Source organism: Serratia sp. SCBI (assembly GCF_000747565.1).
Classification (GTDB): domain Bacteria; phylum Pseudomonadota; class Gammaproteobacteria; order Enterobacterales; family Enterobacteriaceae; genus Serratia; species Serratia ureilytica.
Window position 1 is genome coordinate 617,233 of record NZ_CP003424.1, and the last position, 20,970, is coordinate 638,202.

Genomic DNA, 20,970 nt, shown 5'->3' on the forward strand with positions numbered 1-20,970 from the left:
GCGTTATTTTCCGGCCGTCGGCAGCGGCGGCCGTTATCGGGCGTTAACCGTGGGCGAGAAAGCCGCCGGCGACCAGCTCGGTGCGGTTCACCACGTCGGTTTTGGCGAAAATATTGCGCATATGGGTTTTCACCGTAGACAGCGAAATGCCCAGCTTCAGGGCGATGCGCTTATTGCTGGCGCCTTCGCGCACCAGGTTGACGATCTCTTGCTCTTTGGCGGTCAACAGCTGCGCCTCGCTGTCGGGCAGCAGATCGCGCGTCGCCAGCTCGATCAGCGGCAGCACCGCGCGCAGGCGGCCGCGCTCCACTTCGGTAAACGGCGTATCGCGGATCAGCGACACCCCGGCGACGATGCGTTTGCGTTGGCGAATGAAAATTTCCGTCATGTCGCGCATGTCGTTCGGCAGCATAAAGTCGTGGTAATAGCGGCGGTTGTCGGCGATCGCCGCCGGGCTCATGCCGACCATGGTGATGTCCTGGCGATGGAAATTGGCCGGCTGCAGCGGGTCTATCTGTTGGAAGTGGTTCAGGTACTGCTGATGCGTTTTATCGGGCATGCCGTGCAGGATGTAGTGATCTGGCCGCAGGTCGCGATCGACCAGATAAAACACCCCGGCAGACACCGGGATCAGGTGCGTAATAGTCGCCAAACAACTGTTGATAAAGGCATCGGATGCTGTGCTGTGCATGATTCGTGTTCCTCCCTTTATCGTTCAATCTGGAGAATGTTGGCGGTCAATATATGAACGATACAAGCATAGTTGTAGCAATTTGGCAACACAATAAAAACATATTAACAACGTGAGGCCGATTGCAATAAAACACATAAATAACAAGATGACACTGCGTTAATCAGGGCTTTTCAGTTCGGATTTATCGCGATTTTCATTAATAGGTTAATGAAATAATTCGCCGCTTTTCCCGCTGAATTTACAGCGCTTTTCACTGCTTGCCTGGGCGAAGCCCTCGCCGCCCTGCGCGTGCTACAACCGGCGCGACCGTCGCCGCCCCTCGTTCTTAAGAACGATAGCCAGGCTTTTCCACCGCTTCCTACACTGCGAATTGAAGATAGCGCCAGGCGGCGCCAAACGTATAAGACGAAAAAATGATGACCTTGCTTGGGCTGAGCCGATCCGCTTCATGCTGAGTGAGCGCGCCGCCGTGAGCGCGGCCGCAGGTTGAAACCGTCTCGTCCTTAAGGACGATAGTCAGCATTTTCCTTTCCTCTCTATAGTGAGATGACCGCCGCTGGCGGTGAAAAACCTGCAAGCACCTGCATGCATCAGGCCAAAACTATAAGAGGAAATAACCATGAACCTGTCGTCGCGGTTGCACGCCCACCTGGCTCGAGGCAAGGTCGGCTTTCCCACCACCCTGGCCAGTTCGGTCGGGGTGATCATGGCCAGCCCGGTGATCCTGACCGTCACCAGCGGCTTTGGCATCGGCGGCGACACCTTCGCGCTGGCGATGCTGATCGCTTTCGTCATGATGCAGGCGCAGCTCACCACCTTCTCCGAAGCGGCGGCGCTGCTGCCGACCTCCGGTTCCGTTTACGACTATATTTCCTGCGGCATGGGGCGCTTTTTCGCCATCACCGGCGCGCTGTCGGCCTACCTGATCGTGCATATCTTCGCCGGCACCGCCGAGACCATTCTCTCCGGCATTATGGCGCTGGTGAACTTCGAACACCTCAACACCCTGATGGAAAGCCACAACGCCTCCTGGATGGTCGGCGTCGGGCTGGTTGTCGTGTTCGGCATGCTCAACGCGTTCGGCATCGAGGCCTTCGGCAAGGCGGAGATCGTGCTGACCTTCGCCATGTGGAGCACGCTGGTGATTTTTGGCATCGTCGGGCTGCTGTCGCCGCATGCGGTGCCGCTCGAAGGCTGGTTCGGCAGCACGTTGAACCTGAACGATCCCTTCGCGGTGTTCAGCCTGATCGGCATGGCGATGTTCATGTTCGTCGGCTGCGAGCTGGTGACGCCGATGGCGCCGGAGATCAAACGCTGCGATCGGGTGATCCCGCGCGCGATGGCGCTCGGGCTGTGCGGCGTGGCGGTATGCATGGCGCTGTACGGCGCGGCGCTCAGCCACCAGGTGGAAAACGTGGTGATCGACGCCGCCAGCGGCACGCGTCTGCTGGAAACGCCGATGGCCATCCCGGCGTTCGCCGGCCAGGTGATGGGCCAGTTCGGCAAATACTGGCTGGGCGTCGGCCTGCTGCTGGCGGGCGCGGCAACCATCAACACGCTGATGGCGGCGGTGCCGCGCATTCTGTACGGCATGGCGCTGGACGGCGCGCTGCCGCGCATGTTCGCTTATCTGCACCCGCGCTTTAAGACGCCGGTGGTCGGCATTCTGGTGGCGGTCCTGATCCCCTGCGTACATGCCTTCGCCATTCAGGGCAACCTCGACAAGATCATTCCGCTGGTGCTGGCGGCGGTGTGCGCCTGGGGCGTGGCCTACCTGCTGGTGACCTGCTCGGTGGTGCTGCTGCGCCTGCGCCGCCCCGATCTGCCGCGCGCCTATAAATCGCCGTGGTTCCCGCTGCCGCAGATCGTCTCCAGCGTCGGCATCGTGCTGGCCATCGTTTACATCACGCCGCCGGGGATGAATCCGCGCGACGTCTACATTCCCTTCGGCTGGATGATCGGCCTGACCGCCGCCTATGCGCTGTTCTGGACGCTGTGCGTGCAGAAAGTGAATCCGTTCAAGCCGGTGCCGGTCGAGCGGGTGCTGGAGAACGCGTTCGCCAAGGGCGAAAACGAGGAGGCGCAGTTTGATCGGCTTACTTCCCTCACTTAATCGCGCCTGGCGGCGAGCGCCGTCGGGCTATCGGCCGGGCGCCGCGCTGGACCGTCTGGCGCGCAACCTGGAACCCTACGCGTGCGAACGCCTGGCGCCGAGCCTGCTGCGGCTGACGCTGCCGCAGGGGCCGCAGATCGAGGTCAGCGAACAGGTGCAGGGGCTGTTTATGGCGCATATCGTCAGCCACCGCTTTCGGTTGCAGGGCACGTGCACAGCGCAGCCTCCGCTGACGCTGGACGTGGTGACCGGCGGCTGGCTGCGGCGGCGCGGAGTGCGCTATCTGCTGCGCCAGCGCCATGCGGCCGCGCAGCGGCTGTTGGACGGCCTGCTGCGCTACCCGCAGATCGGCGAGACGCTGGCGCAGCTGGATTTTCGCCGCGTGCGGCTGACGGTGAACGACGGGCGCTGGCAGGCGGATATCGAGCATTTCGCCGCCTCGGAGGTGGTCAGCCGCGTGCCGGCCGGCCGCCGCTATCTGCGGCTGGATGCCGAACAGCGGCGGTTGCTGTTGAGCAGCCTGCTGATGATCGGCCAACTGATGGAGAAGCTGAATCATGAATAGAGTGGTTGTGATTACCGGCGGCGGCACCGGCGTTGGCGCCGCCTGCGCCCGTTTGCTGGCGGCGCAGGGCGATCGGGTGTTCATCATCGGCCGCCGCCCGGAACCGTTGGCGGCGCTGGCGCAAGAGATCGGCGCGCAGGCGCTGGTGGGCGACGCCGCCAGCGGCGAGAGCTGGGCCCACACGCTGCTGCCGGCGATTCTGCGCGACGCCGGGCGCATCGACTGCCTGATCGGCAGCGCCGGCGGCATGGGCTTCAAGCGCATTACCGAGATGAGCGACGCGCAGTGGCAAGGGGCGATGGACAGCAACCTCAACAGCGCTTTCGCCAGCGCGCGCGCCTGCCTGCCGGAGCTGATTAAAAGCGGCGGCAACCTGCTGTTCGTGGCCTCTATCGCTTCGCTGGCCGCCGGGCCGGAGGTCTGCGGCTACGTCACCGCCAAGCACGCGCTGATCGGCCTGATGCGCTCCATCGCCCGCGACTATGGCCCGCTGGGCGTGCGCGCCAACGCGGTGTGCCCGGGCTGGGTGACCACGCCGATGGCGGACGAAGAGATGCAGCTGTTGATGGACGCCCATCAGATTTCGCTGGAACAGGCTTACCAGATGGTCTGCCGCGACGTGCCGCTGCGCCGGCCGGCCAGCGCCGAGGAGATCGCCCGCGTCTGCCGTTTCCTCTGCTCCAGCGAAGCTTCAATCATTACCGGCGCGGCGCTGGTGGCCGACGGCGGCTCCACCATTGTCGATGTGCCGACCCTGGCTTTCACTTCCCTGTAAGGAGCATTCCATGAGTTCAGAAGCGGTATTCATTCAGGTTGGCGCGCTGGCGGAAGGCTTTGCGCCGCACAGCAATACGCTGGAACGCCAGCACGGCCTGGCGGGCACCACGCTGACGCTGCGTTTCAGCGACGGCGCGACGCAGCGCTGTCGGTTTACCGATGCGCAGACGCTGGAGTGGGGGGAGCGGCGCGGTATCGCCTATCGCGCCACCAGCATTCACCCCGGCGTGCTGTTCATCGATTTTCTCGATCCCGCCCGCGCCAACGCCAGCATTACGCTGGTATGCGACCGCAATCAGGGCAACTTCACTGCGGTATACGGCCAGCTGCCGGACGAAGCGCAGGCGCGGCTCGACGCCTTTAGCCGGGTGGAGCAGGGGCTGCCGCTGACCGCGGTCGAGGCCGAATTCCGCTTCGGCACGCTGGATGACGCCGACGTGGCGCCGCCGGGCTTTACCGATGAGCTGATCGGCATGCGCAACATGTACACCTACAGCCCGACCGAACGGTACGAGCACATCTACCTGAACGACAACTTCTACGCCTGGCAGTGTCTGGACGGGGTGGAGAAGGGGCTGGCGGACGTCGATCGCTGCCACTACGTGAAGGTGGCGGAGCAGCTTTATCTGTTCGTCTGGCGCGAGAAGATCATTCCGACGCTGGGCGTGGTGATGATCGATCTGCAGGGCATGCGCACCGACGGCAAGATCCTCGGTTATCAGGGCAGCGATTTCAGCGCGCTGAGCAACTTTGCGGTCGGTGCCCACGCGCAGGTGCTCAACACCACGCGCCACCCGCGAGGATAGGGCGATGAGCGCAACCTATGCGGCCGAGGCCTTCGCCGGGCAGGCGGTGCTGGTGACCGGCGGCGCGCAGGGCATTGGGCTGGCGATCGTCAGCGCCTTTGCCCGGCTTGGCGCCGAGGTGACGATCGCGGACGTGCAGCTGCCGCAGGCGCAGGCGGCGGCGCAAACGCTGCGGGGCGAAGGGGTGAAAGTGCAGGCGCTGGCCTGCGATCTGGCCGAGCCGGGGCAGATTGCCGAGTTGGTGGCGGCGGTGGGCGAGCGGCACCAACGGCTGGACGTGGTGATCCACAACGCCGCCTATTTTCCGCTGACGCCGTTTACCGCCATCGACGCGGCCCTGTTGCAACGCACGCTGAGCGTCAATCTGATGGCGCCGTTCTTTCTGGCGCAGGCGGCGCTGCCGTGGATGCGCCGCGCCGGCGGCGGCAGCCTGCTGGTGACCTCGTCGGTGACCGGCCCGCGGGTGGCGTATCCGGGGCTGGCGCATTACGCCGCCTCCAAGGCCGGGGTAAACGGCTTTATTCGCGCGGCGGCGCTGGAGTTGGCGGCGGAGAACATTCGCGTCAACGGCGTGGAGCCGGGGATGATCCGCACGCCGGCGATGGCCAACCTGGGCGACGCGCAGGTGAATCAGGCGATCGCCGCCGCGGTGCCGCTCGGGCGGCTGGGGGAACCGGAAGACATCGCCGCGGCGATGGTGTTTCTCGCCTCGCCGGCGGCGGCCTACATCACCGGCCAGACGCTGGTGGTGGACGGCGGCGCGCTGTTGCCGGAAACGAATACTCTGCTTACTTGACGCAGCCACGTACCCCAGTCGCTTACTTGAGTAAGCGACTGGGGATTTACGCCTTGGCCGCCTGGCTGCAACGCCAATTAATGTGAGAATTCCGGTTGGTTAAATCACTTCTTGGCGGGATGCGCGGTGACGTTGGCTGGCAGGCTGTCGCCCAGGGTGATCAGCTCGTCCAGCAACGTCATCAGCTGGTCCATTTTTTGCCGCGAGAAAGCGGCTTCAATCTCGGCGTAGCCTTGTTCCACCTGATGGCGCGCTACTTCATACAGCTCCTGACCCTGCTGGGTCAGAGACACGTACAGCTTGCGCTGATCGTTGACCGGTTTAAGGCGGAAGATCAGCTTATCGCGCTCCATGCGCGACAGAATGCCGGTCAGGCTGGGACGCAGGATGCAGGTTTCCGCCGCCAGTTCGTGGAATTCGATCGAACGGCTGTTGGCCAGCACGCGGATGATGCGCCACTGCTGCTCGGTGAGATTGTGGCTTTTCAGGATCGGGCGGAAGAACCCCATGGCGGTTTCACGCGCCTGCAGCAGGGCGATGGTTAACGATTCATGCATAAGTTTGGCCTTAGCTATCAAGGTGTTCGTTGTTACGGCGCTCGTTATGGGGGCGCCTGCCCCGCAAAGCCCGATTTTGTTAATAACTTAATAGTAGCCAAAGTTACCCGTAGGGATAAAGCAAAAATGCGAGGCGCAGCTAAAAATGGCGTGAAAAATGGTTAATGCATTGAATAATCACGCTAATGTTCGTAATTTGTGAATATTTTGTTATCACGATCACAAATCACTCCAAGCGCGTTGCGTAAAAGCTGCACAGCGTATAAAAGTAATCATTAATATATTAATGAATGCCGGTTGTCATGTTTTTTGCCATTGGAGGAGTTCGCATGAAAGGCACCGTATTTTCCGTTGCGCTGAACCACCGCAGCCAACTGGACGCCTGGGATCAGGCGTGTCACCAGCAGCCGTATCAAACCCCGCCCAAAACCCCGGTGTGGTTTATCAAACCGCGCAATACCCACCTCGCCAACGGCGGGGCGATCCCGTTTCCGGCCGGTGAAACCGTGCAGAGCGGCGGCACGCTGGCGGTGATCATCGGCGACACCGCGCGCAAGGTGCCGGCGGCGCAGGTGAGCCGTTATCTGGCCGGTTACGCGCTGGCCAACGACGTCAGCCTGCCGGAGAGCAGCTTCTATCGCCCGGCGATCAAGGCCAAATGCCGCGACGGCTTCTGCCCGCTGGGGGAGATGGGGCAGTTGGAGAACGCCGATCGGCTGGAGATCGTCACCGAGATCAACGGCGTGGAGCAGGATCGCTGGTCCACCGCCGATCTGGTGCGCGCGGTACCGGAGCTGATCGCCGCCATCAGCGATTTCATCACCCTGCAGCCGGGCGATGCGGTGCTGATAGGCACCCCGCACCAGCGGGTGGCGATCAAACCGGGGGATGAGGTGACGGTGCGCGCCGCCGGCCTGCCCACGTTGACCAACCGCGTCACCCAGGCAGGAGCCGCATCATGAAACATGCCCGTATTCGCCATCATGGCCAGATCGTCAACGTTCAGGTAGATGACCAGCTGCGCGTCACGCTGCCGAACGGCGAGGTGCTGCAGGAGCGTGAAGTGGAATGGCTGCCGCCGGCGCAGGGCACGGTGTTCGCCCTGGGACTGAACTATGCCGACCACGCCAGCGAGCTGGAATTTAAAGCGCCGGAAGAGCCGCTGGTGTTCCTCAAGGCGCCGAACACCCTGACCGGCCACCGTCAGGTGTCGGTGCGTCCGGCCGGCGTGGAGTACATGCATTACGAAGCCGAGCTGGTGGCGGTGATCGGCAAGACCGCGCGCAACGTCAGTCGCGAGCGCGCCATGGAGTATGTGGCGGGTTACACCCTGTGCAACGACTACGCCATCCGCGACTACCTGGAGAACTACTACCGGCCGAATCTGCGGGTGAAGAGCCGCGACACCCTGACGCCGATCGGGCCGTATATCGTCGATCGCGACGACGTCGCCGATCCGCATCGGCTGGCGCTCAGCACCTACGTCAACGGTGAGCTGCGCCAGCGCGGCAGCACCGCCGACATGATTTTCGACATTCCGTTCCTGATCGCCTACCTGAGCGAATTCATGACGCTGCAGCCGGGCGACATGATCGCCACCGGCACGCCGAAAGGGCTGGCCGACGTGCAGCCGGGCGACGAAGTGGTGGTGGAGATCGAAGGCATCGGCCGTTTGGTTAACCACATTATCAGTGAAAAAGATTACGAGGAGAGCCTGCGATGAAAACCATCAACCACTGGATCAACGGTAAGAACGTCGCCAGCAAAGAGTATTTCACCACCACCAACCCGGCGAACGGCGAGGTGCTGGCGGAAGTGGCCTCCGGCGGCCAGCTGGAGATAGACCAGGCGGTGGCCGCGGCGAAAGAGGCGTTCCCCAAGTGGGCGAATACGCCGATGAAAGAGCGCGCGCGCCTGATGCGCCGTTTGGGTGAACTGATCGACCAGAACGTGCCGCAGATCGCCGAAATGGAAACCGCCGATACCGGTCTGCCGATCCATCAGACCAAAAACGTGCTGATCCCGCGCGCCTCGCACAACTTCGAATTCTTCGCCGAGGTGTGCCAGCAGATGAACGGCAAGACCTACCCGGTGGACGACAAGATGCTCAACTACACGCTGGTGCAGCCGGTGGGGGTATGCGCGCTGGTATCGCCGTGGAACGTGCCGTTCATGACCGCCACCTGGAAAACCGCGCCTTGCCTGGCGCTGGGCAACACGGCGGTGCTGAAGATGTCCGAACTGTCGCCGCTGACCGCCGATCGCCTGGGCGAGCTGGCGCTGGAAGCCGGCATTCCGGCCGGGGTGCTGAACGTGGTGCAGGGCTACGGCGCCACCGCCGGCGACGCATTGGTGCGCCATAAAGACGTGCGCGCGGTCTCCTTCACCGGCGGCACCGCCACCGGCCGGCGCATCATCGAAAGCGCCGGGCTGAAGAAATTCTCCATGGAGCTCGGCGGCAAGTCGCCGGTGCTGATCTTTGAAGACGCCGACATTGAGCGGGCGCTCGACGCCGCGCTGTTCACCATCTTCTCGATCAACGGCGAACGCTGCACCGCCGGTTCGCGCATCTTCATTCAGGAGAGTATCTACCCGGAATTCGTCAAACGTTTCGCCGAGCGCGCCAACCGTCTGCGCGTCGGCGATCCGCAAGATCCCAACACCCAGGTGGGCGCGTTGATCAGCCCGCAGCACTGGGAAAAAGTCTCCGGCTATATCCGCCTCGGGGTGGAGGAAGGGGCGACCCTGTTGGCCGGCGGCCCGGATAAACCGGCCGGCTTGAGCCACGGCAACTTCCTGCGCCCGACGGTGTTGGCGGATGTCGACAACCGGATGCGCGTGGCGCAGGAGGAGATCTTCGGGCCGGTGGCCTGCCTGCTGCCGTTCAAATCAGAAGAAGACGGCCTGCGCATGGCCAACGACGTGGAGTACGGCCTGGCGTCGTACATCTGGACGCAGGATGTGAGCAAGGTTCTGCGCCTGGCCCGCGGCATCGAAGCGGGCATGGTTTTCGTCAACACCCAAAACGTACGCGATCTGCGCCAACCGTTCGGCGGCGTGAAAGCCTCCGGCACCGGCCGCGAAGGCGGGGAATACAGCTTCGAAGTGTTCGCCGAGATGAAGAACGTGTGCATTTCCATGGGTGATCACCCGATCCCACGCTGGGGCGTTTAATCAGGCCCCGGCATCGTTCACGGAATCATTTTTGTTTCATGTGAGGACTTATGGGTAAGTTAGCGTTAGCCGCCAAGATTACACATGTGCCATCGATGTATCTGTCGGAAATCCCTGGGAAAAACTTTGGCTGCCGGCAGGCGGCCATCGACGGCCATAAAGAGATCGGCGCGCGTTGCCGCGAGATGGGCGTCGACACCATCGTGGTGTTCGACACCCACTGGCTGGTGAACAGCGCCTATCACATCAACTGCAGCGCGCATTTCTCCGGCGTGTACACCAGCAACGAGCTGCCGCATTTCATCCGCGACATGACTTACGACTACGACGGCAACCCGGAGCTGGGCCAACTGATCGCCGATGAGGCCTGCAAGCGGGGCGTACGCGCCAAGGCGCACGACATCCCGAGCCTGAAGCTGGAATACGGCACGCTGGTGCCGATGCGTTACATGAACGCCGACAAGCATTTCAAGGTGGTGTCGATCTCGGCGTTTTGCACCGTGCATGACTTCGCCGACAGCCGCCGGCTGGGCGAGGCGCTCAAAAGCGCCATCGAGAAATACGACGGCACCGTGGCGGTGCTGGCCAGCGGCTCGCTGTCGCACCGCTTTATCGACGATCAGCGCGCCGAAGAGGGCATGAACAGCTACACCCGTCAGTTCGACCAGCAAATGGACGAACGGGTGGTCAAGCTCTGGGAAGAGGGGCGCTTTCGCGAGTTCTGCGAAATGCTGCCGGAGTATGCCGATTATTGCTACGGCGAAGGCAACATGCACGACACCGTGATGCTGCTGGGCCTGCTCGGCTGGGACAAATACGACGGCAAGGTGGAGTTCATCACCCCGCTGTTCGCCAGTTCCGGCACCGGGCAGGTCAACGCCGTGTTCCCTTTGCCCGCTGAAGCCTGAGGTGTGTGAATGCCCCATTTTTACGCTGAATGTACCGACAACATCCGCCGCGAGGCGGATTTGCCTACCCTGTTCGCCAAGGTTAACGAGGCGCTGGCGGCGACCGGCATCTTCCCGCTGGCCGGCGTGCGCAGCCGGGCCATCTGGCTCGATACCTGGCAGATGGCCGACGGCAAGCAGGATTACGCCTTCGTGCACATGACGTTGAAAATCGGCCACGGCCGCAGTCTGGAAAGCCGTCAGCAGGTGGGCGAGATGCTGTTTGCGCTGATCAAGGAACACTTCGCCGCGCTGATGGCGCAGCGTTACCTGGCGCTCTCTTTCACCATGGAAGAGCTGGATCCGGTGCTGAATTACAAACAGAACAATGTCCACGCGCTGTTCAATAAAGCGTGAATAAGGGGTCGTAAATGCTGGATAAAGAGCAGGTTAACCGCGCCGTGCAGCGCCTGCATCAGGCGGAAAAGAGTCGTGAGCAGATCCGCGCGCTGTCGCTCGATCATCCCGAGATCACCATTGAAGACGCCTATGCCATTCAGCGGCAGTGGGTGGAGCTGAAGATCGCCGAGGGGCGCGCGCTCAAAGGCCACAAGATCGGCCTGACCTCGCGCGCCATGCAGGTCAGCTCGCAGATCACCGAGCCGGACTACGGCGCGCTGCTGGACGACATGTTCTTCAACGACGGCAGCGACATTCCGATCGATCGCTTCATCGTGCCGCGGGTGGAGGTGGAGCTGGCGTTCGTGCTGGCCAAGCCGCTGCGCGGGCCGAACTGCACGCTGTTCGACGTCTACAACGCCACCGACTACGTCATTCCGGCGCTGGAGATCATCGACGCGCGCAGCCACAACGTCGATCCCGAGACGCAGCGGCCGCGCAAGGTGTTCGACACCATCTCCGACAACGCCGCCAACGCCGGGGTGGTGATGGGTGGGCGGCCGATCAAGCCGGATGCGCTGGATCTGCGTTGGATCTCTGCGCTGCTGTACCGCAACGGCGTGATTGAAGAGTCCGGCGTGGCGGCGGCGGTGCTCAATCATCCGGCTAACGGCGTGGCCTGGCTGGCCAACAAGCTGGCGCCGTATGAGGTGGAGCTGGAAGCGGGGCAGGTGATCCTCGGCGGTTCTTTCACCCGGCCGGTGCCGGCGCGGCGCGGCGATACTTTCCACGTCGATTACGGCCCGATGGGCTGCATCAGCTGCCGCTTCGTCTAATAAGCAGGCTCGGCGAACCGAGCCGCAATAACCGGGCGGGGGCCACGCGCCGCGCCCGCTTGTCAGGGAGAATGCGATGTTAACCAACCACTTCAAGCGAGCGCTGCAGGAAAAACGCCCGCAGATCGGGCTGTGGCTCGGGCTGTGCAGCAGCTACAGCGCCGAACTGTTGGCCGGCGCCGGTTTCGACTGGCTGCTGATCGACGGCGAACATGCGCCCAACAACGTGCAGACGGTGCTGGGGCAGCTGCAGGCGGTCGCCCCTTACCCGAGTCAGCCGGTGGTGCGGCCGCCGTGGAACGATGCGGTGATCATCAAGCAGTTGCTGGACGTCGGCGCGCAAACCTTATTGATCCCGATGATTCAGAACGCCGAACAGGCGCGCGACGCGGTGCGCGCCACGCGCTATCCGCCGCATGGCGTGCGCGGCGTCGGCAGCGCCCTGGCGCGCGCCTCGCGCTGGAACCGAGTGCCCGATTACCTGCAGCAGGCCGACGAGCAGATGTGCGTGCTGGTGCAGATTGAAACCCGCGAGGCGGTGAAAAACCTGGAGGCGATCCTGCAGGTGGAAGGGGTGGACGGCGTGTTTATCGGCCCGGCGGATCTCAGCGCCGACATGGGCTTCGCCGGTAATCCGCAGCATCCGGAGGTGCAGCGCACCATCGATGACGCCATTGCGCGCATCCGCGCTGCCGGCAAGGCGCCGGGCATTTTGATGGCCAACAAGGCGCTGGCGCAGCGCTATCTGGAAGCCGGCGCGCTGTTCGTCGCGGTAGGAGTGGATACCACCCTGCTGGCGCGGGCGGCGGAAGCCCTGGCGAACGAGTTCAAACAGGGCGGGGCGCAAGCGCCTTCATCGGGAGTCTACTGAACCATGAACCACGTCGATTCGCTGCCGCCGGCCAACCCGGCGCAGCAACATAAAGCGTTAACCGCCGCCGAGCAATCGGTGATTAAAAAGTTGTTTCGGCGCCTGATTATTTTCCTGTTCGTGTTGTTTGTTTTCTCTTTCCTCGACCGCATCAACATCGGCTTCGCCGGGCTGACGATGGGCAAGGATCTCGGCCTCAGCTCGACCATGTTCGGGCTGGCGGCGACGCTGTTCTATGCCACCTACGTGATCTTCGGCATTCCGAGCAACATGATGCTGAGCCGGGTCGGCGCGCGGCGCTGGATCGCCACCATCATGGTGCTGTGGGGCATCGCTTCCACCTGCACGATGTTCGCCACCGGGCCGACCAGCCTGTATGTGCTGCGCATGATCGTCGGCATCACCGAGGCCGGCTTCCTGCCGGGCATTCTGGTGTACCTCACCTACTGGTTCCCGGCGTTTTACCGCGCCCGGGCTAACGCCTTGTTCATGATCGCCATGCCGGTGACCATGGCGATCGGTTCGCTGGTCTCCGGCTATATTCTGGCGCTGGACGGGGTGATGAACCTGAAGGGCTGGCAGTGGCTGTTCCTGCTGGAAGGGATCCCGTCGGTGCTGTTGGGCGTGGTGGTGTGGTTCTACCTCGACGACACCCCGGCCAAGGCCAAGTGGCTGACCGACGAGGAAAAAGCCAGCCTGAAAGCGATGATGGAGGCCGACAAGCTGCAGCTGGTGCAACCCAACGGGCCGAGCAGCCACCGCGCGCTGCAGCAGCGCAGCCTGTGGCGCGAGATCTTCACGCCGATCGTGCTGATGTACACGCTGGCCTATTTCTGCCTGACCAACACCCTGAGCGCGATCAATATCTGGACGCCGCAGATCCTGCAGAGCTTCAACCAGGGCAGCAGCAACGTGACGATCGGCATTCTGGCGGCGATCCCGCAGATCTGCACCATCGCCGGCATGGTGTGGTGGAGCAAACGATCCGACAGGCTGCAGGAGCGTAAGCATCACACCGCGCTGCCGTATCTGTTCGCCGCCGCCGGCTGGCTATTGGCTTCCGCCACCGATCACAGCCTGATCCAACTGCTGGGGATCGTGATGGCGTCGGTCGGTTCCTTTACCGCCATGGCGATCTTCTGGACCACGCCGGATCAGTCGATCAGCCTGGAAGCGCGGGCGGTGGGGATCGCGGTGATCAACGCCACCGGCAATATCGGATCGGCGCTCAGCCCGCTGTTGATCGGCTGGTTCAAGGACATGACCGGCAGCTTCAACTCCGGGCTGTATTTCGTCTCGGCGCTGTTGATCGTCGGCGCCGTGCTGGTGTGGCGCATCCCGATGAAGGATTCGCGCCCGAGAGCGACGCCTTGATACGCAGATAGGCAGGATTGCAGGAGGTAATGAGGTGCGGAAAAGTACCGGTTTTATCGCCAACATCGATATTTGCAAAGAGTATGACGCGCGCTACGCCGCCGACGAGGTGCACTACGAAACCTTCGCCGGGCTGGCGGCGTTCTTCGGCCGCGACATGCAGGTGCACTGGCACGACTGCTTCTTCCAGGTGCATTTTCTGGAGACCGGCAAGATAGAGCTGCAGCTCGACGATCAGCACTATTCGGTGCAGGCGCCGCTGTTCATCCTCACGCCGCCGTCGGTGCCGCATGCGTTCTTCACCGAACCGGACAGCGACGGCCACGTGCTGACGGTGCGTCAGGAGCTGATTTGGCCGCTGCTGGAGCGCCTGTATCCCGGCAGCAATCTGGCGCTGGACATGCCGGGCATCTGCCTGTCGCTGGCCGATGCGCCGCAGGAGCTGACGGCGCTCAGCCACTATTGGGCGCTGATCCGCCGCGAGTTCGCGCAGAACCTGGCCGGGCGCGAACAGACGCTGGCGCTGTTGGCGCAGGCGGTGTTCACGCTGCTGCTGCGCAACACCGCGCTGGAAGACAGCGCCAACAGCGGCGTGCGCGGCGAACTGCAGCTGTTTCAACGCTTCAACAAGATGGTGGACGAGCGTTTCCGCGAGCATCTGCCGGTGCCGGAGTATGCGCAGGCGTTGGGCGTGACCGAATCGCGGCTCAACGACCTGTGTCGGCGCTTCGCCAACCGGCCGCCCAAGCGGCTGATCTTCGATCGATTGCTGCGCGAGGCTAAGCGCATGCTGCTGTTCAGCGCCTGCACGGTGCATGAAACCGCCTACAGCCTCGGCTTCAAGGATCCGGCCTATTTCGCCCGTTTTTTCAATCGGCTGGAAGGCTGTTCCCCTTCAACCTACCGCGCGGCGCAACACGCCCTTTCGTAACCGCGATCACAGTTTGCCGCGAAAGCGGCAAACTGACCTGAAAAGTACCGGCGATTGCCGCAAAAGTCTCTTCTCGAAACCGGCTTTGGCAGCTTCAATTAAGCAACCAAAAGAAAACATTATTTTAACAAATGGCCGACTCCACGGCCTGAAAAATGCCGATTACGAGGAAGACCCGATGAAACCAGAAGACTTTCGTGCCGACAGCAAGCGTCCGTTCACCGGCGCCGAGTACCTGAAAAGTTTGCAGGACAGCCGCGAAATCTACATTTACGGCGAACGCGTAAAAGACGTCACCACCCACCCGGCGTTCCGCAATGCGGCGGCCTCGGTCGGCCAGCTGTACGACGCGCTGCACGATCCGGCCAGCCAGGATCGCCTGTGCTGGAATACCGACACCGGCAACGGCGGTTACACCCACAAGTTCTTCCGCTATGCCCGCAGCCCGGAAGAGATGCGCCAGCAGCGTGACGCCATCGCCGACTGGTCGCGCCAAAGCTACGGTTGGATGGGGCGCACGCCGGATTATAAGGCGGCCTTCGGCTGCGCGCTGGGCGCTTATCCGGAGTTCTACGGCCAGTTCGCCGACAACGCGCGCCACTGGTACAAACGCATTCAGGAAACCGGGCTCTATTTCAACCACGCTATCGTCAACCCGCCGATCGATCGTCATAAGCCGGTCAACGAGGTGAAGGACGTCTACATTCAGGTGGAGAAAGAAACCGACGCTGGCATCATCGTCAGCGGCGCCAAAGTGGTGGCTACCAACTCGGCGTTGACCCACTACAACTTCATCGGTTTCGGTTCGGCGCAGGTGATGGGCGATAATCCTGACTTTGCGCTGATGTTCGTGGCGCCGATGGATGCCGAAGGGGTGAAGCTGATTTCGCGCGCCTCCTACGAGCTGGTGGCCGGCGCCACCGGTTCGCCGTTCGACTACCCGCTGACCAGCCGCTTCGACGAGAACGACGCGATCCTGATCATGGATCATGTGCTGATCCCGTGGGAAAACGTGCTGATCTACCGCGATTTCGACCGCTGTCGCCGCTGGAGCACCCAGGGCGGTTTCGCCCGGCTGTTCCCGCTGCAGGCCTGCGTGCGTCTGGCGGTGAAGATGGATTTCATCACCGCGCTGCTGCAAAAGAGCCTCTCGTGCACCGGCGTGCTGGAGTTCCGCGGCGTGCAGGCCGATCTGGGTGAAGTGGTGGCCTGGCGCAACCTGTTCTGGTCGCTGAGCGACGCGATGTGCGCCGAAGCCACGCAATGGGAAAACGGCGCTTACCTGCCGGATTCCGCCGCGCTGCAAACCTACCGCGTGATGGCGCCGATGGCCTACACCAAGGTGAAACACATCATCGAGAAGAACGTCACCAGCGGCCTGATCTATCTGCCGTCCAGCGTGCGCGACATGAACAACCCGGAGATCGACAAGTACCTGGCGCGCTACGTGCGCGGATCGGACGGCATGGATCACGTCGAGCGCATCAAGATCCTCAAACTGATGTGGGATGCGATCGGCAGCGAGTTCGGCGGGCGCCACGAGCTGTATGAGATCAACTACGCCGGCAGCCAGGATGAGATCCGCCTGCAGTGCCTGCGCCATGCGCAGGGATCTGGCAACATGGATCGCATGATGCAGATGGTCGACAAGTGCCTGGCCGATTACGATCAGCACGGCTGGAAGGTGCCGCACCTGCGGAACAATGACGATATTAATCAGTTGGATAATCTGCTGAAGTAATTCAGGAGGAGGTTGTATGTCTCAGGAAAATGAACAGCGGCTGCGCTTTCGCGACGCCATGGCCAGCTTGTCGGCGGCGGTGAATATTGTCACCACCGACGGCCCGGCGGGGCGCTGCGGCATCACCGCCACGGCGGTGTGTTCGGTGACCGATACGCCGCCGACGCTGCTGGTGTGCATCAACCGCAACAGCGCGATGAACCCGGTGTTTCAGGAAAACCGCAGGCTGTGCGTCAACGTGCTTAACCACGAGCAGGAGCTGATGGCGCGCCACTTCGCCGGCATGACCGGCGTCAGCATGGAAGATCGTTTCCGGCTGGAAGAGTGGCAGCTCGGCGCGCTGGGGCAGCCGGTGCTGCGCAATACCCTGGCCAGCCTGGAAGGGGAGATCGAGCAGATCCAGAGCATCGGCACCCACCAGATGTACCTGGTGCAGATCAAGCAGATCGCGCTGAGCGAAGCGGGCAACGGCCTGATCTACTTCAAGCGCAACTTCCATCCTGTGATTCATCAGATGGCGGTGCCGGCCTGACGACGCCTGGGGGCGCAGCCAGCTGCGCCCCCCATCTCAACTCTTGTTGGCCGCCAGATCGCTCACCAGGCGGTTGACCGGATCGCTCATGTTGGTGAACTTGCTCAGCTCCGAACGGGTCACCACCACGAACACCCCGACGTTTTTCGCCGGGATCATCGCCATATAGGTGATGAATCCGCCGCCGCCGCCGGTCTTCTGAATGATGCCCGGCAGCCCGTCCTTCGGCGCCATATACACCCAGCCCAATCCCAATGCATCCGCTTGCCCCGGCACGTCCATGCCCTTCAGCGACACCAGATCGTGGCGCTGGAAGTACATGGTTTGCTCGCTGGCGGCGGTGGCTTTGCGCGGGCCGCTGGCGCTGGAGGAGAGGAACTGCTGCATCCAGCGCTGCATGTCGCGCGGGGTGGAGTAGACGCCGCCGCTGCCGGCCGCGGCGGTGGTGTCGCGACAGGCGCTTGGGCCGGCCGCCGCCACCATCAGGCGCGAGCATTGTTCAGGGCTCGGCGTCAGCGTGGTGTCGACCATGCCGAGCGGTGCGGTGATTTTCTCTTTCAGCAGCGCGTTGTAAGGTTTGCCCGCGGCGCGCGACAGCGCGTCGGCCAGCAGATCATACGCCAGGTTGGAGTAGGCGGCGTGCACGCCCGGCGGCGTCGTGATGTTGGCATGCGCCAGCCACTGCCAGCGCTGGGCCTTGGTCGGCCAGGTGAACACCGGCGTTTTCGGCGGCTTCTTGCCCGGCTGCTCGCGCGGCAGCGCGCTGGTGTGGGTCGCCAGGTTCAATAAGGTGATCGGCTGGCCGGCGTTGTAAGCCGGCACATAGGCGCCCTTGGGGGCGTATTTGCGCAGCGGGTCGGTCAGCTTGACCTGGCCTTCCGCCGCCATCTTCACCATCACTTCGCTGGTCATCAGCTTGGTGATCGAGGCGATGCGAATCAGCGAATCCGGGCGCGGGCGCAGGTTGTTGCCGGGCTTGGTGTCGCCGAAGCTGCGGTTAACCACCTGATTGCCGTCGATCACCACCAGCGCCATGCCGGTGGCGCCGCTGTTGTAGAAAATATGTTCGGCATACTGGTTGACGATTTGCGAAGCCAGCTGCGGGGGCGCGGCCTGCACGGCCAGCGGCGCGGCGCACAGGCCCAGCGCCAGCAATAAAGCGGAGACAGAGTTCTTCAACGGTCGTTATCCATTTAACAATGCAGCGGGAAAGGGCGTTATTCGTCGCCCAGTGTAATGCCCCCAGGCCCCTGCTGCATGTAGAAAAAAGAGCGGTGGCGATAAAAATTTTTAACCGCCGCGGCCTATTGCGCGCGGGCGAAAATGGCGATCACTTCGTCCAGGTGCGCCTTCATCGCCTTGCGGGCGCCGCGCACGTCGCGCGCTTCAATTGCCGCCAGGATCGCCCGGTGTTCCAGCTCGGAACGGTGCGGCATGTCGTCCGGCGTATAGTGGCGCTGCAGCACGCGGAACATGCTGCCGTAACGGTGGCCGAGCAGGTGCCCGATGATGAACGCATAGGCCGGGTTGCCGCTGGCCTGGGCGATGCGGATGTGGAACAGCCGATCGCCGGGGTGGGTGGCGGAGCCGGCCCGGTTATCGCGGCAGTTCTGCTCATAGGCGGCGCGGATGCCCGCCAGCTCTTCGTCGGTGGCGTGGCGCGCGGCCAGTGCGGCGGTCTCCGGTTCGATCAACAGGCGGGTTTGCAGCAGTGAAAACGGCGGCAGCTCGGCGTTGAAATCCAGCTCGATATTCAGTTCGTCGTCGATTTCCGCCCACTGGTTGCGGCCGGCCTGGGCCATGACCGGTTCTTGCGACGCCGGCGGCGGCGTTTGCGAACGCACGATCACCCCGTTGCCCACCTTGACGTCCACCAGGCCAATCACTTCCAACGCGATCAGCGCCTCGCGCACCGACGCGCGGCTGACCTGCAACTGCTGGGCAAGATCGCGCTCCGAGGGCAGGCGGCTGCCCGGCGGAAATTCGTTGTTCTCGATAAGACGTTTGAGCTGGTCAGCTATCTGTCTGTAAATCCTTGGGTTTTCCAGTCGGGTAATCGGCATTTTTGACCTTTGACGATTCGGCGTTCAGTGATTTGGCGCACAATTATGCGACAAGGCGCTTGAGTAATCGTTATTCAAGTGTAAAAAAATGGTTAATTGAAATGCGGTTTCAAGGCTGTTTTTATTAACTTCTTCCCCCAACGATAACGCGTAAAGCGTCTTTTGTCATGTTAGAGGCCTGACCTTTAACCGCCTTTAGTGGCCTGACCATTAGATCTTTAGGCCGAGGAGTCAAGATGGATTTAACCGGGAAACGCGTACTGATCACCGCCGCCGGGCAAGGGATCGGATTCACCACCGCCAGGCTGTTCGCCGCCGCCGGTGCCGACGTGATCGCCAGCGACATCAACCTCGAGCGCCTGCAGGGTTGCGCCGGGATCCGCGCGCTGGCGCTGAACGTCACCGATCCGGCCGCCATCGCGGCGGCGGCGGAAGCGATCGGCCCGATCGACGTGTTGTTCAACTGCGCCGGCGTGGTGCACAGCGGATCGATCCTCGATTGCAGCGAGGATCAGTGGGCGTTCGCGCTCGATCTCAACGTGACCGCAATGTTCCGCATGATCCGCGCCTTCCTGCCGGGCATGTTGGCGCGCGGCAAAGGCTCGATCATCAACATGTCCTCGGTGGCCTCGAGCGTGAAAGGGGTGCCGAACCGCTTCGCCTACGGTGCCAGCAAGGCGGCGGTGATTGGCCTGACGCGCTCGGTGGCGGCGGATTACGTCACCCAGGGCATCCGCTGCAACGCCATCTGCCCCGGCACGGTGGAATCGCCGTCGCTGCGTCAGCGCATCGCTGAGCAGGCGCGCGAGCAGGAGCGTAGCGAGCAAGAGGTGTATCAGGCGTTCGTCGCCCGCCAGCCGATCGGGCGCATCGGCACCACCGAGGAAATTGCCCAGTTGGCGCTGTATCTGGCCTCCGACGCCAGTTCGTACACCACCGGCACGGTGCAGATCATCGACGGCGGCTGGAGCAACTGAGCCGCCATTTTTGAGAGAGGAACACATGAAACTTTTACGTTATGGGGAACCCGGGCAAGAGCGCCCCGGCATGTTGGATGCGCAGGGCCGCCTGCGCGATCTGTCGCAGCATATCGCCGACGTGGGCGGCGCCGCGTTATCGCCGGCGTCGCTCGCCAAACTGCGTGCGCTGGACAGCGCCGCGTTGCCGCTGGTCGAGGGGCAGCCGCGCCTCGGCGCCTGCGTCGGCGGCATCGGCAAGTTCATCTGCATCGGCCTGAACTACGCCGATCACGCGGCGGAAACCGGCGCGGCCATTCCTGAAGAACCGGTGGTGTTCAACAAATGGACCAGCGCGGTGGTCGGCCCCTACGACCGGGTGGAGATCCCGCGCGGCTCGCAGAAAACCGATTGGGAAGTGGAGTTGGGCGTGGTGATCGGCCTGGGCGGGCGCTACATCAGCGAAGCGGACGCGATGCGCCACGTCGCCGGTTATTGCGTGATCAACGACGTCTCAGAACGCGAATATCAAATTGAGCGCGGCGGCACCTGGGACAAGGGCAAAGGCTGCGACACCTTCGGGCCGATCGGCCCCTGGCTGGTGACCGCCGACGAAATCGCCGATCCGCACAGCCTGAACCTGTGGCTGGAGGTGGACGGCAAGCGCTATCAGGACGGCAACACCAGCACCATGATCTTCCGCATTCCGCAAATCGTCAGCTACCTCAGCCGCTTTATGAGCCTGCAGCCGGGCGACGTGATCTCCACCGGTACGCCGCCGGGCGTCGGCATGGGGCAGAAACCGCAGCCCGTCTATCTGCGGGCGGGCCAGACGATGCGTCTGGGCATCGAAGGGCTGGGCGAACAGCGCCAGCAAACCGTACAGGCTTAACCGGGA

The 20,970-nt window shown here is 62.8% G+C and carries 23 protein-coding genes; 18 read left to right on the forward strand and 5 right to left on the reverse strand.

What is annotated here, in order from left to right; translation table 11 throughout:
* Window positions 1-43: 43 nt before the first annotated feature.
* Both SERRSCBI_RS02780 and SERRSCBI_RS24630 read right to left on the reverse strand, forming a co-directional pair.
* Window positions 44-691: a LuxR family transcriptional regulator gene (locus SERRSCBI_RS02780; protein ID WP_042783630.1), complete on the reverse strand. Its 648-nt coding sequence runs from the start codon at window positions 689-691 to the stop codon at window positions 44-46.
* A gap of 361 nt (window positions 692-1,052) precedes the next feature.
* Window positions 1,053-1,217, reverse strand: coding sequence for a hypothetical protein (locus SERRSCBI_RS24630; protein WP_156965085.1), 165 nt, complete (start codon window positions 1,215-1,217; stop codon window positions 1,053-1,055).
* A 96-nt stretch (window positions 1,218-1,313) separates the two neighbouring features.
* On the opposite strand from SERRSCBI_RS24630, the gene SERRSCBI_RS02785 reads away from it, so the two are divergent.
* Genes SERRSCBI_RS02785 through SERRSCBI_RS02805 form a run of 5 tightly spaced genes read left to right on the forward strand, consistent with a single transcriptional unit; the run spans window position 1,314 to window position 5,751 of the window.
* A complete protein-coding gene (locus SERRSCBI_RS02785; RefSeq protein WP_042783631.1) occupies window positions 1,314-2,807 on the forward strand; it encodes an APC family permease in 1,494 nt (497 codons plus the stop codon).
* On the forward strand, window positions 2,782-3,372 hold the full coding sequence (locus SERRSCBI_RS02790; RefSeq protein WP_042783632.1) for a DUF3156 family protein: 591 nt from the start codon (window positions 2,782-2,784) through the stop codon (window positions 3,370-3,372). Before SERRSCBI_RS02785 ends, SERRSCBI_RS02790 begins: the two co-directional genes overlap by 26 nt.
* Window positions 3,365-4,147, forward strand: a complete 783-nt coding sequence (locus SERRSCBI_RS02795) for an SDR family NAD(P)-dependent oxidoreductase (protein ID WP_033641761.1) — start codon at window positions 3,365-3,367, stop codon at window positions 4,145-4,147. Before SERRSCBI_RS02790 ends, SERRSCBI_RS02795 begins: the two co-directional genes overlap by 8 nt.
* 10 nt (window positions 4,148-4,157) lie before the next feature.
* Window positions 4,158-4,955, forward strand: coding sequence for a MoaF C-terminal domain-containing protein (locus SERRSCBI_RS02800; protein WP_042783635.1), 798 nt, complete (start codon window positions 4,158-4,160; stop codon window positions 4,953-4,955).
* A 4-nt stretch (window positions 4,956-4,959) separates the two neighbouring features.
* Window positions 4,960-5,751 (forward strand): SDR family oxidoreductase, encoded by a 792-nt coding sequence (locus SERRSCBI_RS02805; protein WP_042783636.1) that lies wholly within the window; start codon window positions 4,960-4,962, stop codon window positions 5,749-5,751.
* Window positions 5,752-5,855: 104 nt separating this feature from the next.
* On the opposite strand, the gene hpaR is transcribed toward SERRSCBI_RS02805, so the two are convergent.
* On the reverse strand, window positions 5,856-6,308 hold the full coding sequence (hpaR, locus tag SERRSCBI_RS02810; protein WP_042783637.1) for a homoprotocatechuate degradation operon regulator HpaR: 453 nt from the start codon (window positions 6,306-6,308) through the stop codon (window positions 5,856-5,858).
* A 329-nt stretch (window positions 6,309-6,637) separates the two neighbouring features.
* Here hpaR and SERRSCBI_RS02815 point away from each other — a divergent pair, with 329 nt between their 5' ends.
* The 11 genes from SERRSCBI_RS02815 to hpaC all read left to right on the forward strand — a co-directional run bounded on the left by SERRSCBI_RS02815 (window position 6,638) and on the right by hpaC (window position 17,053).
* Complete coding sequence (locus tag SERRSCBI_RS02815) at window positions 6,638-7,270, forward strand: fumarylacetoacetate hydrolase family protein (protein ID WP_042783638.1); 633 nt, start codon at window positions 6,638-6,640, stop codon at window positions 7,268-7,270.
* A complete protein-coding gene (locus SERRSCBI_RS02820) occupies window positions 7,267-8,031 on the forward strand; it encodes a fumarylacetoacetate hydrolase family protein (RefSeq protein WP_016929192.1) in 765 nt (254 codons plus the stop codon). The genes SERRSCBI_RS02815 and SERRSCBI_RS02820 overlap by 4 nt, the downstream gene beginning before the upstream one ends.
* Window positions 8,028-9,482 carry a 5-carboxymethyl-2-hydroxymuconate semialdehyde dehydrogenase gene (gene hpaE / locus SERRSCBI_RS02825; RefSeq protein ID WP_033651367.1) on the forward strand — a complete coding sequence of 485 codons (1,455 nt, stop codon included), beginning with the start codon at window positions 8,028-8,030 and terminating at the stop codon, window positions 9,480-9,482. Before SERRSCBI_RS02820 ends, hpaE begins: the two co-directional genes overlap by 4 nt.
* Window positions 9,483-9,532: 50 nt before the next feature.
* A complete protein-coding gene (hpaD, locus tag SERRSCBI_RS02830; protein WP_042783641.1) occupies window positions 9,533-10,390 on the forward strand; it encodes a 3,4-dihydroxyphenylacetate 2,3-dioxygenase in 858 nt (285 codons plus the stop codon).
* A gap of 9 nt (window positions 10,391-10,399) precedes the next feature.
* The gene (locus SERRSCBI_RS02835; protein WP_004933172.1) at window positions 10,400-10,786 is read left to right on the forward strand and encodes a 5-carboxymethyl-2-hydroxymuconate Delta-isomerase; all 387 of its coding nucleotides are present in this window, start codon (window positions 10,400-10,402) and stop codon (window positions 10,784-10,786) included.
* Window positions 10,787-10,800: 14 nt separating this feature from the next.
* Window positions 10,801-11,604 carry a 2-oxo-hept-4-ene-1,7-dioate hydratase gene (gene hpaH / locus SERRSCBI_RS02840; protein ID WP_042783642.1) on the forward strand — a complete coding sequence of 268 codons (804 nt, stop codon included), beginning with the start codon at window positions 10,801-10,803 and terminating at the stop codon, window positions 11,602-11,604.
* A 76-nt stretch (window positions 11,605-11,680) separates the two neighbouring features.
* Entirely contained in the window at window positions 11,681-12,475 is a 795-nt protein-coding gene (gene hpaI / locus SERRSCBI_RS02845) for a 4-hydroxy-2-oxoheptanedioate aldolase (protein WP_033641769.1), read from the forward strand.
* A gap of 3 nt (window positions 12,476-12,478) precedes the next feature.
* Window positions 12,479-13,849, forward strand: coding sequence for a 4-hydroxyphenylacetate permease (gene hpaX, locus SERRSCBI_RS02850; protein WP_021505400.1), 1,371 nt, complete (start codon window positions 12,479-12,481; stop codon window positions 13,847-13,849).
* A gap of 34 nt (window positions 13,850-13,883) precedes the next feature.
* Window positions 13,884-14,780, forward strand: a complete 897-nt coding sequence (gene hpaA, locus SERRSCBI_RS02855; protein ID WP_004933161.1) for a 4-hydroxyphenylacetate catabolism regulatory protein HpaA — start codon at window positions 13,884-13,886, stop codon at window positions 14,778-14,780.
* A gap of 178 nt (window positions 14,781-14,958) precedes the next feature.
* The gene (gene hpaB / locus SERRSCBI_RS02860) at window positions 14,959-16,521 is read left to right on the forward strand and encodes a 4-hydroxyphenylacetate 3-monooxygenase, oxygenase component (protein ID WP_004933158.1); all 1,563 of its coding nucleotides are present in this window, start codon (window positions 14,959-14,961) and stop codon (window positions 16,519-16,521) included.
* Between the two features lie 16 nt (window positions 16,522-16,537).
* Window positions 16,538-17,053: a 4-hydroxyphenylacetate 3-monooxygenase, reductase component gene (gene hpaC / locus SERRSCBI_RS02865; protein ID WP_016929186.1), complete on the forward strand. Its 516-nt coding sequence runs from the start codon at window positions 16,538-16,540 to the stop codon at window positions 17,051-17,053.
* Between the two features lie 36 nt (window positions 17,054-17,089).
* On the opposite strand, the gene ampH is transcribed toward hpaC, so the two are convergent.
* Entirely contained in the window at window positions 17,090-18,232 is a 1,143-nt protein-coding gene (gene ampH / locus SERRSCBI_RS02870; protein WP_042783643.1) for a D-alanyl-D-alanine-carboxypeptidase/endopeptidase AmpH, read from the reverse strand.
* Between the two features lie 125 nt (window positions 18,233-18,357).
* Window positions 18,358-19,116: a FadR/GntR family transcriptional regulator gene (locus SERRSCBI_RS02875; RefSeq protein ID WP_033641770.1), complete on the reverse strand. Its 759-nt coding sequence runs from the start codon at window positions 19,114-19,116 to the stop codon at window positions 18,358-18,360.
* Between the two features lie 236 nt (window positions 19,117-19,352).
* Here SERRSCBI_RS02875 and SERRSCBI_RS02880 point away from each other — a divergent pair, with 236 nt between their 5' ends.
* Window positions 19,353-20,093: an SDR family oxidoreductase gene (locus SERRSCBI_RS02880; protein WP_042783644.1), complete on the forward strand. Its 741-nt coding sequence runs from the start codon at window positions 19,353-19,355 to the stop codon at window positions 20,091-20,093.
* A 25-nt stretch (window positions 20,094-20,118) separates the two neighbouring features.
* A complete protein-coding gene (locus SERRSCBI_RS02885; protein WP_042783645.1) occupies window positions 20,119-20,964 on the forward strand; it encodes a fumarylacetoacetate hydrolase family protein in 846 nt (281 codons plus the stop codon).
* Window positions 20,965-20,970 lie beyond the last annotated feature (6 nt).

Coding starts and splice junctions, on each gene's coding strand:
- SERRSCBI_RS02780 (WP_042783630.1), bottom strand. CDS start 691: ATGCACAGCACAGCATCCGATGCCTTTATCAACAGTTGTTTGGCGACT.
- SERRSCBI_RS24630 (WP_156965085.1), bottom strand. CDS start 1,217: ATGCTGACTATCGTCCTTAAGGACGAGACGGTTTCAACCTGCGGCCGC.
- SERRSCBI_RS02785 (WP_042783631.1), top strand. CDS start 1,314: ATGAACCTGTCGTCGCGGTTGCACGCCCACCTGGCTCGAGGCAAGGTC.
- SERRSCBI_RS02795 (WP_033641761.1), top strand. CDS start 3,365: ATGAATAGAGTGGTTGTGATTACCGGCGGCGGCACCGGCGTTGGCGCC.
- SERRSCBI_RS02800 (WP_042783635.1), top strand. CDS start 4,158: ATGAGTTCAGAAGCGGTATTCATTCAGGTTGGCGCGCTGGCGGAAGGC.
- SERRSCBI_RS02805 (WP_042783636.1), top strand. CDS start 4,960: ATGAGCGCAACCTATGCGGCCGAGGCCTTCGCCGGGCAGGCGGTGCTG.
- hpaR (WP_042783637.1), bottom strand. CDS start 6,308: ATGCATGAATCGTTAACCATCGCCCTGCTGCAGGCGCGTGAAACCGCC.
- SERRSCBI_RS02815 (WP_042783638.1), top strand. CDS start 6,638: ATGAAAGGCACCGTATTTTCCGTTGCGCTGAACCACCGCAGCCAACTG.
- SERRSCBI_RS02820 (WP_016929192.1), top strand. CDS start 7,267: ATGAAACATGCCCGTATTCGCCATCATGGCCAGATCGTCAACGTTCAG.
- hpaE (WP_033651367.1), top strand. CDS start 8,028: ATGAAAACCATCAACCACTGGATCAACGGTAAGAACGTCGCCAGCAAA.
- hpaD (WP_042783641.1), top strand. CDS start 9,533: ATGGGTAAGTTAGCGTTAGCCGCCAAGATTACACATGTGCCATCGATG.
- SERRSCBI_RS02835 (WP_004933172.1), top strand. CDS start 10,400: ATGCCCCATTTTTACGCTGAATGTACCGACAACATCCGCCGCGAGGCG.
- hpaH (WP_042783642.1), top strand. CDS start 10,801: ATGCTGGATAAAGAGCAGGTTAACCGCGCCGTGCAGCGCCTGCATCAG.
- hpaI (WP_033641769.1), top strand. CDS start 11,681: ATGTTAACCAACCACTTCAAGCGAGCGCTGCAGGAAAAACGCCCGCAG.
- hpaX (WP_021505400.1), top strand. CDS start 12,479: ATGAACCACGTCGATTCGCTGCCGCCGGCCAACCCGGCGCAGCAACAT.
- hpaB (WP_004933158.1), top strand. CDS start 14,959: ATGAAACCAGAAGACTTTCGTGCCGACAGCAAGCGTCCGTTCACCGGC.
- hpaC (WP_016929186.1), top strand. CDS start 16,538: ATGTCTCAGGAAAATGAACAGCGGCTGCGCTTTCGCGACGCCATGGCC.
- SERRSCBI_RS02875 (WP_033641770.1), bottom strand. CDS start 19,116: ATGCCGATTACCCGACTGGAAAACCCAAGGATTTACAGACAGATAGCT.
- SERRSCBI_RS02880 (WP_042783644.1), top strand. CDS start 19,353: ATGGATTTAACCGGGAAACGCGTACTGATCACCGCCGCCGGGCAAGGG.
- SERRSCBI_RS02885 (WP_042783645.1), top strand. CDS start 20,119: ATGAAACTTTTACGTTATGGGGAACCCGGGCAAGAGCGCCCCGGCATG.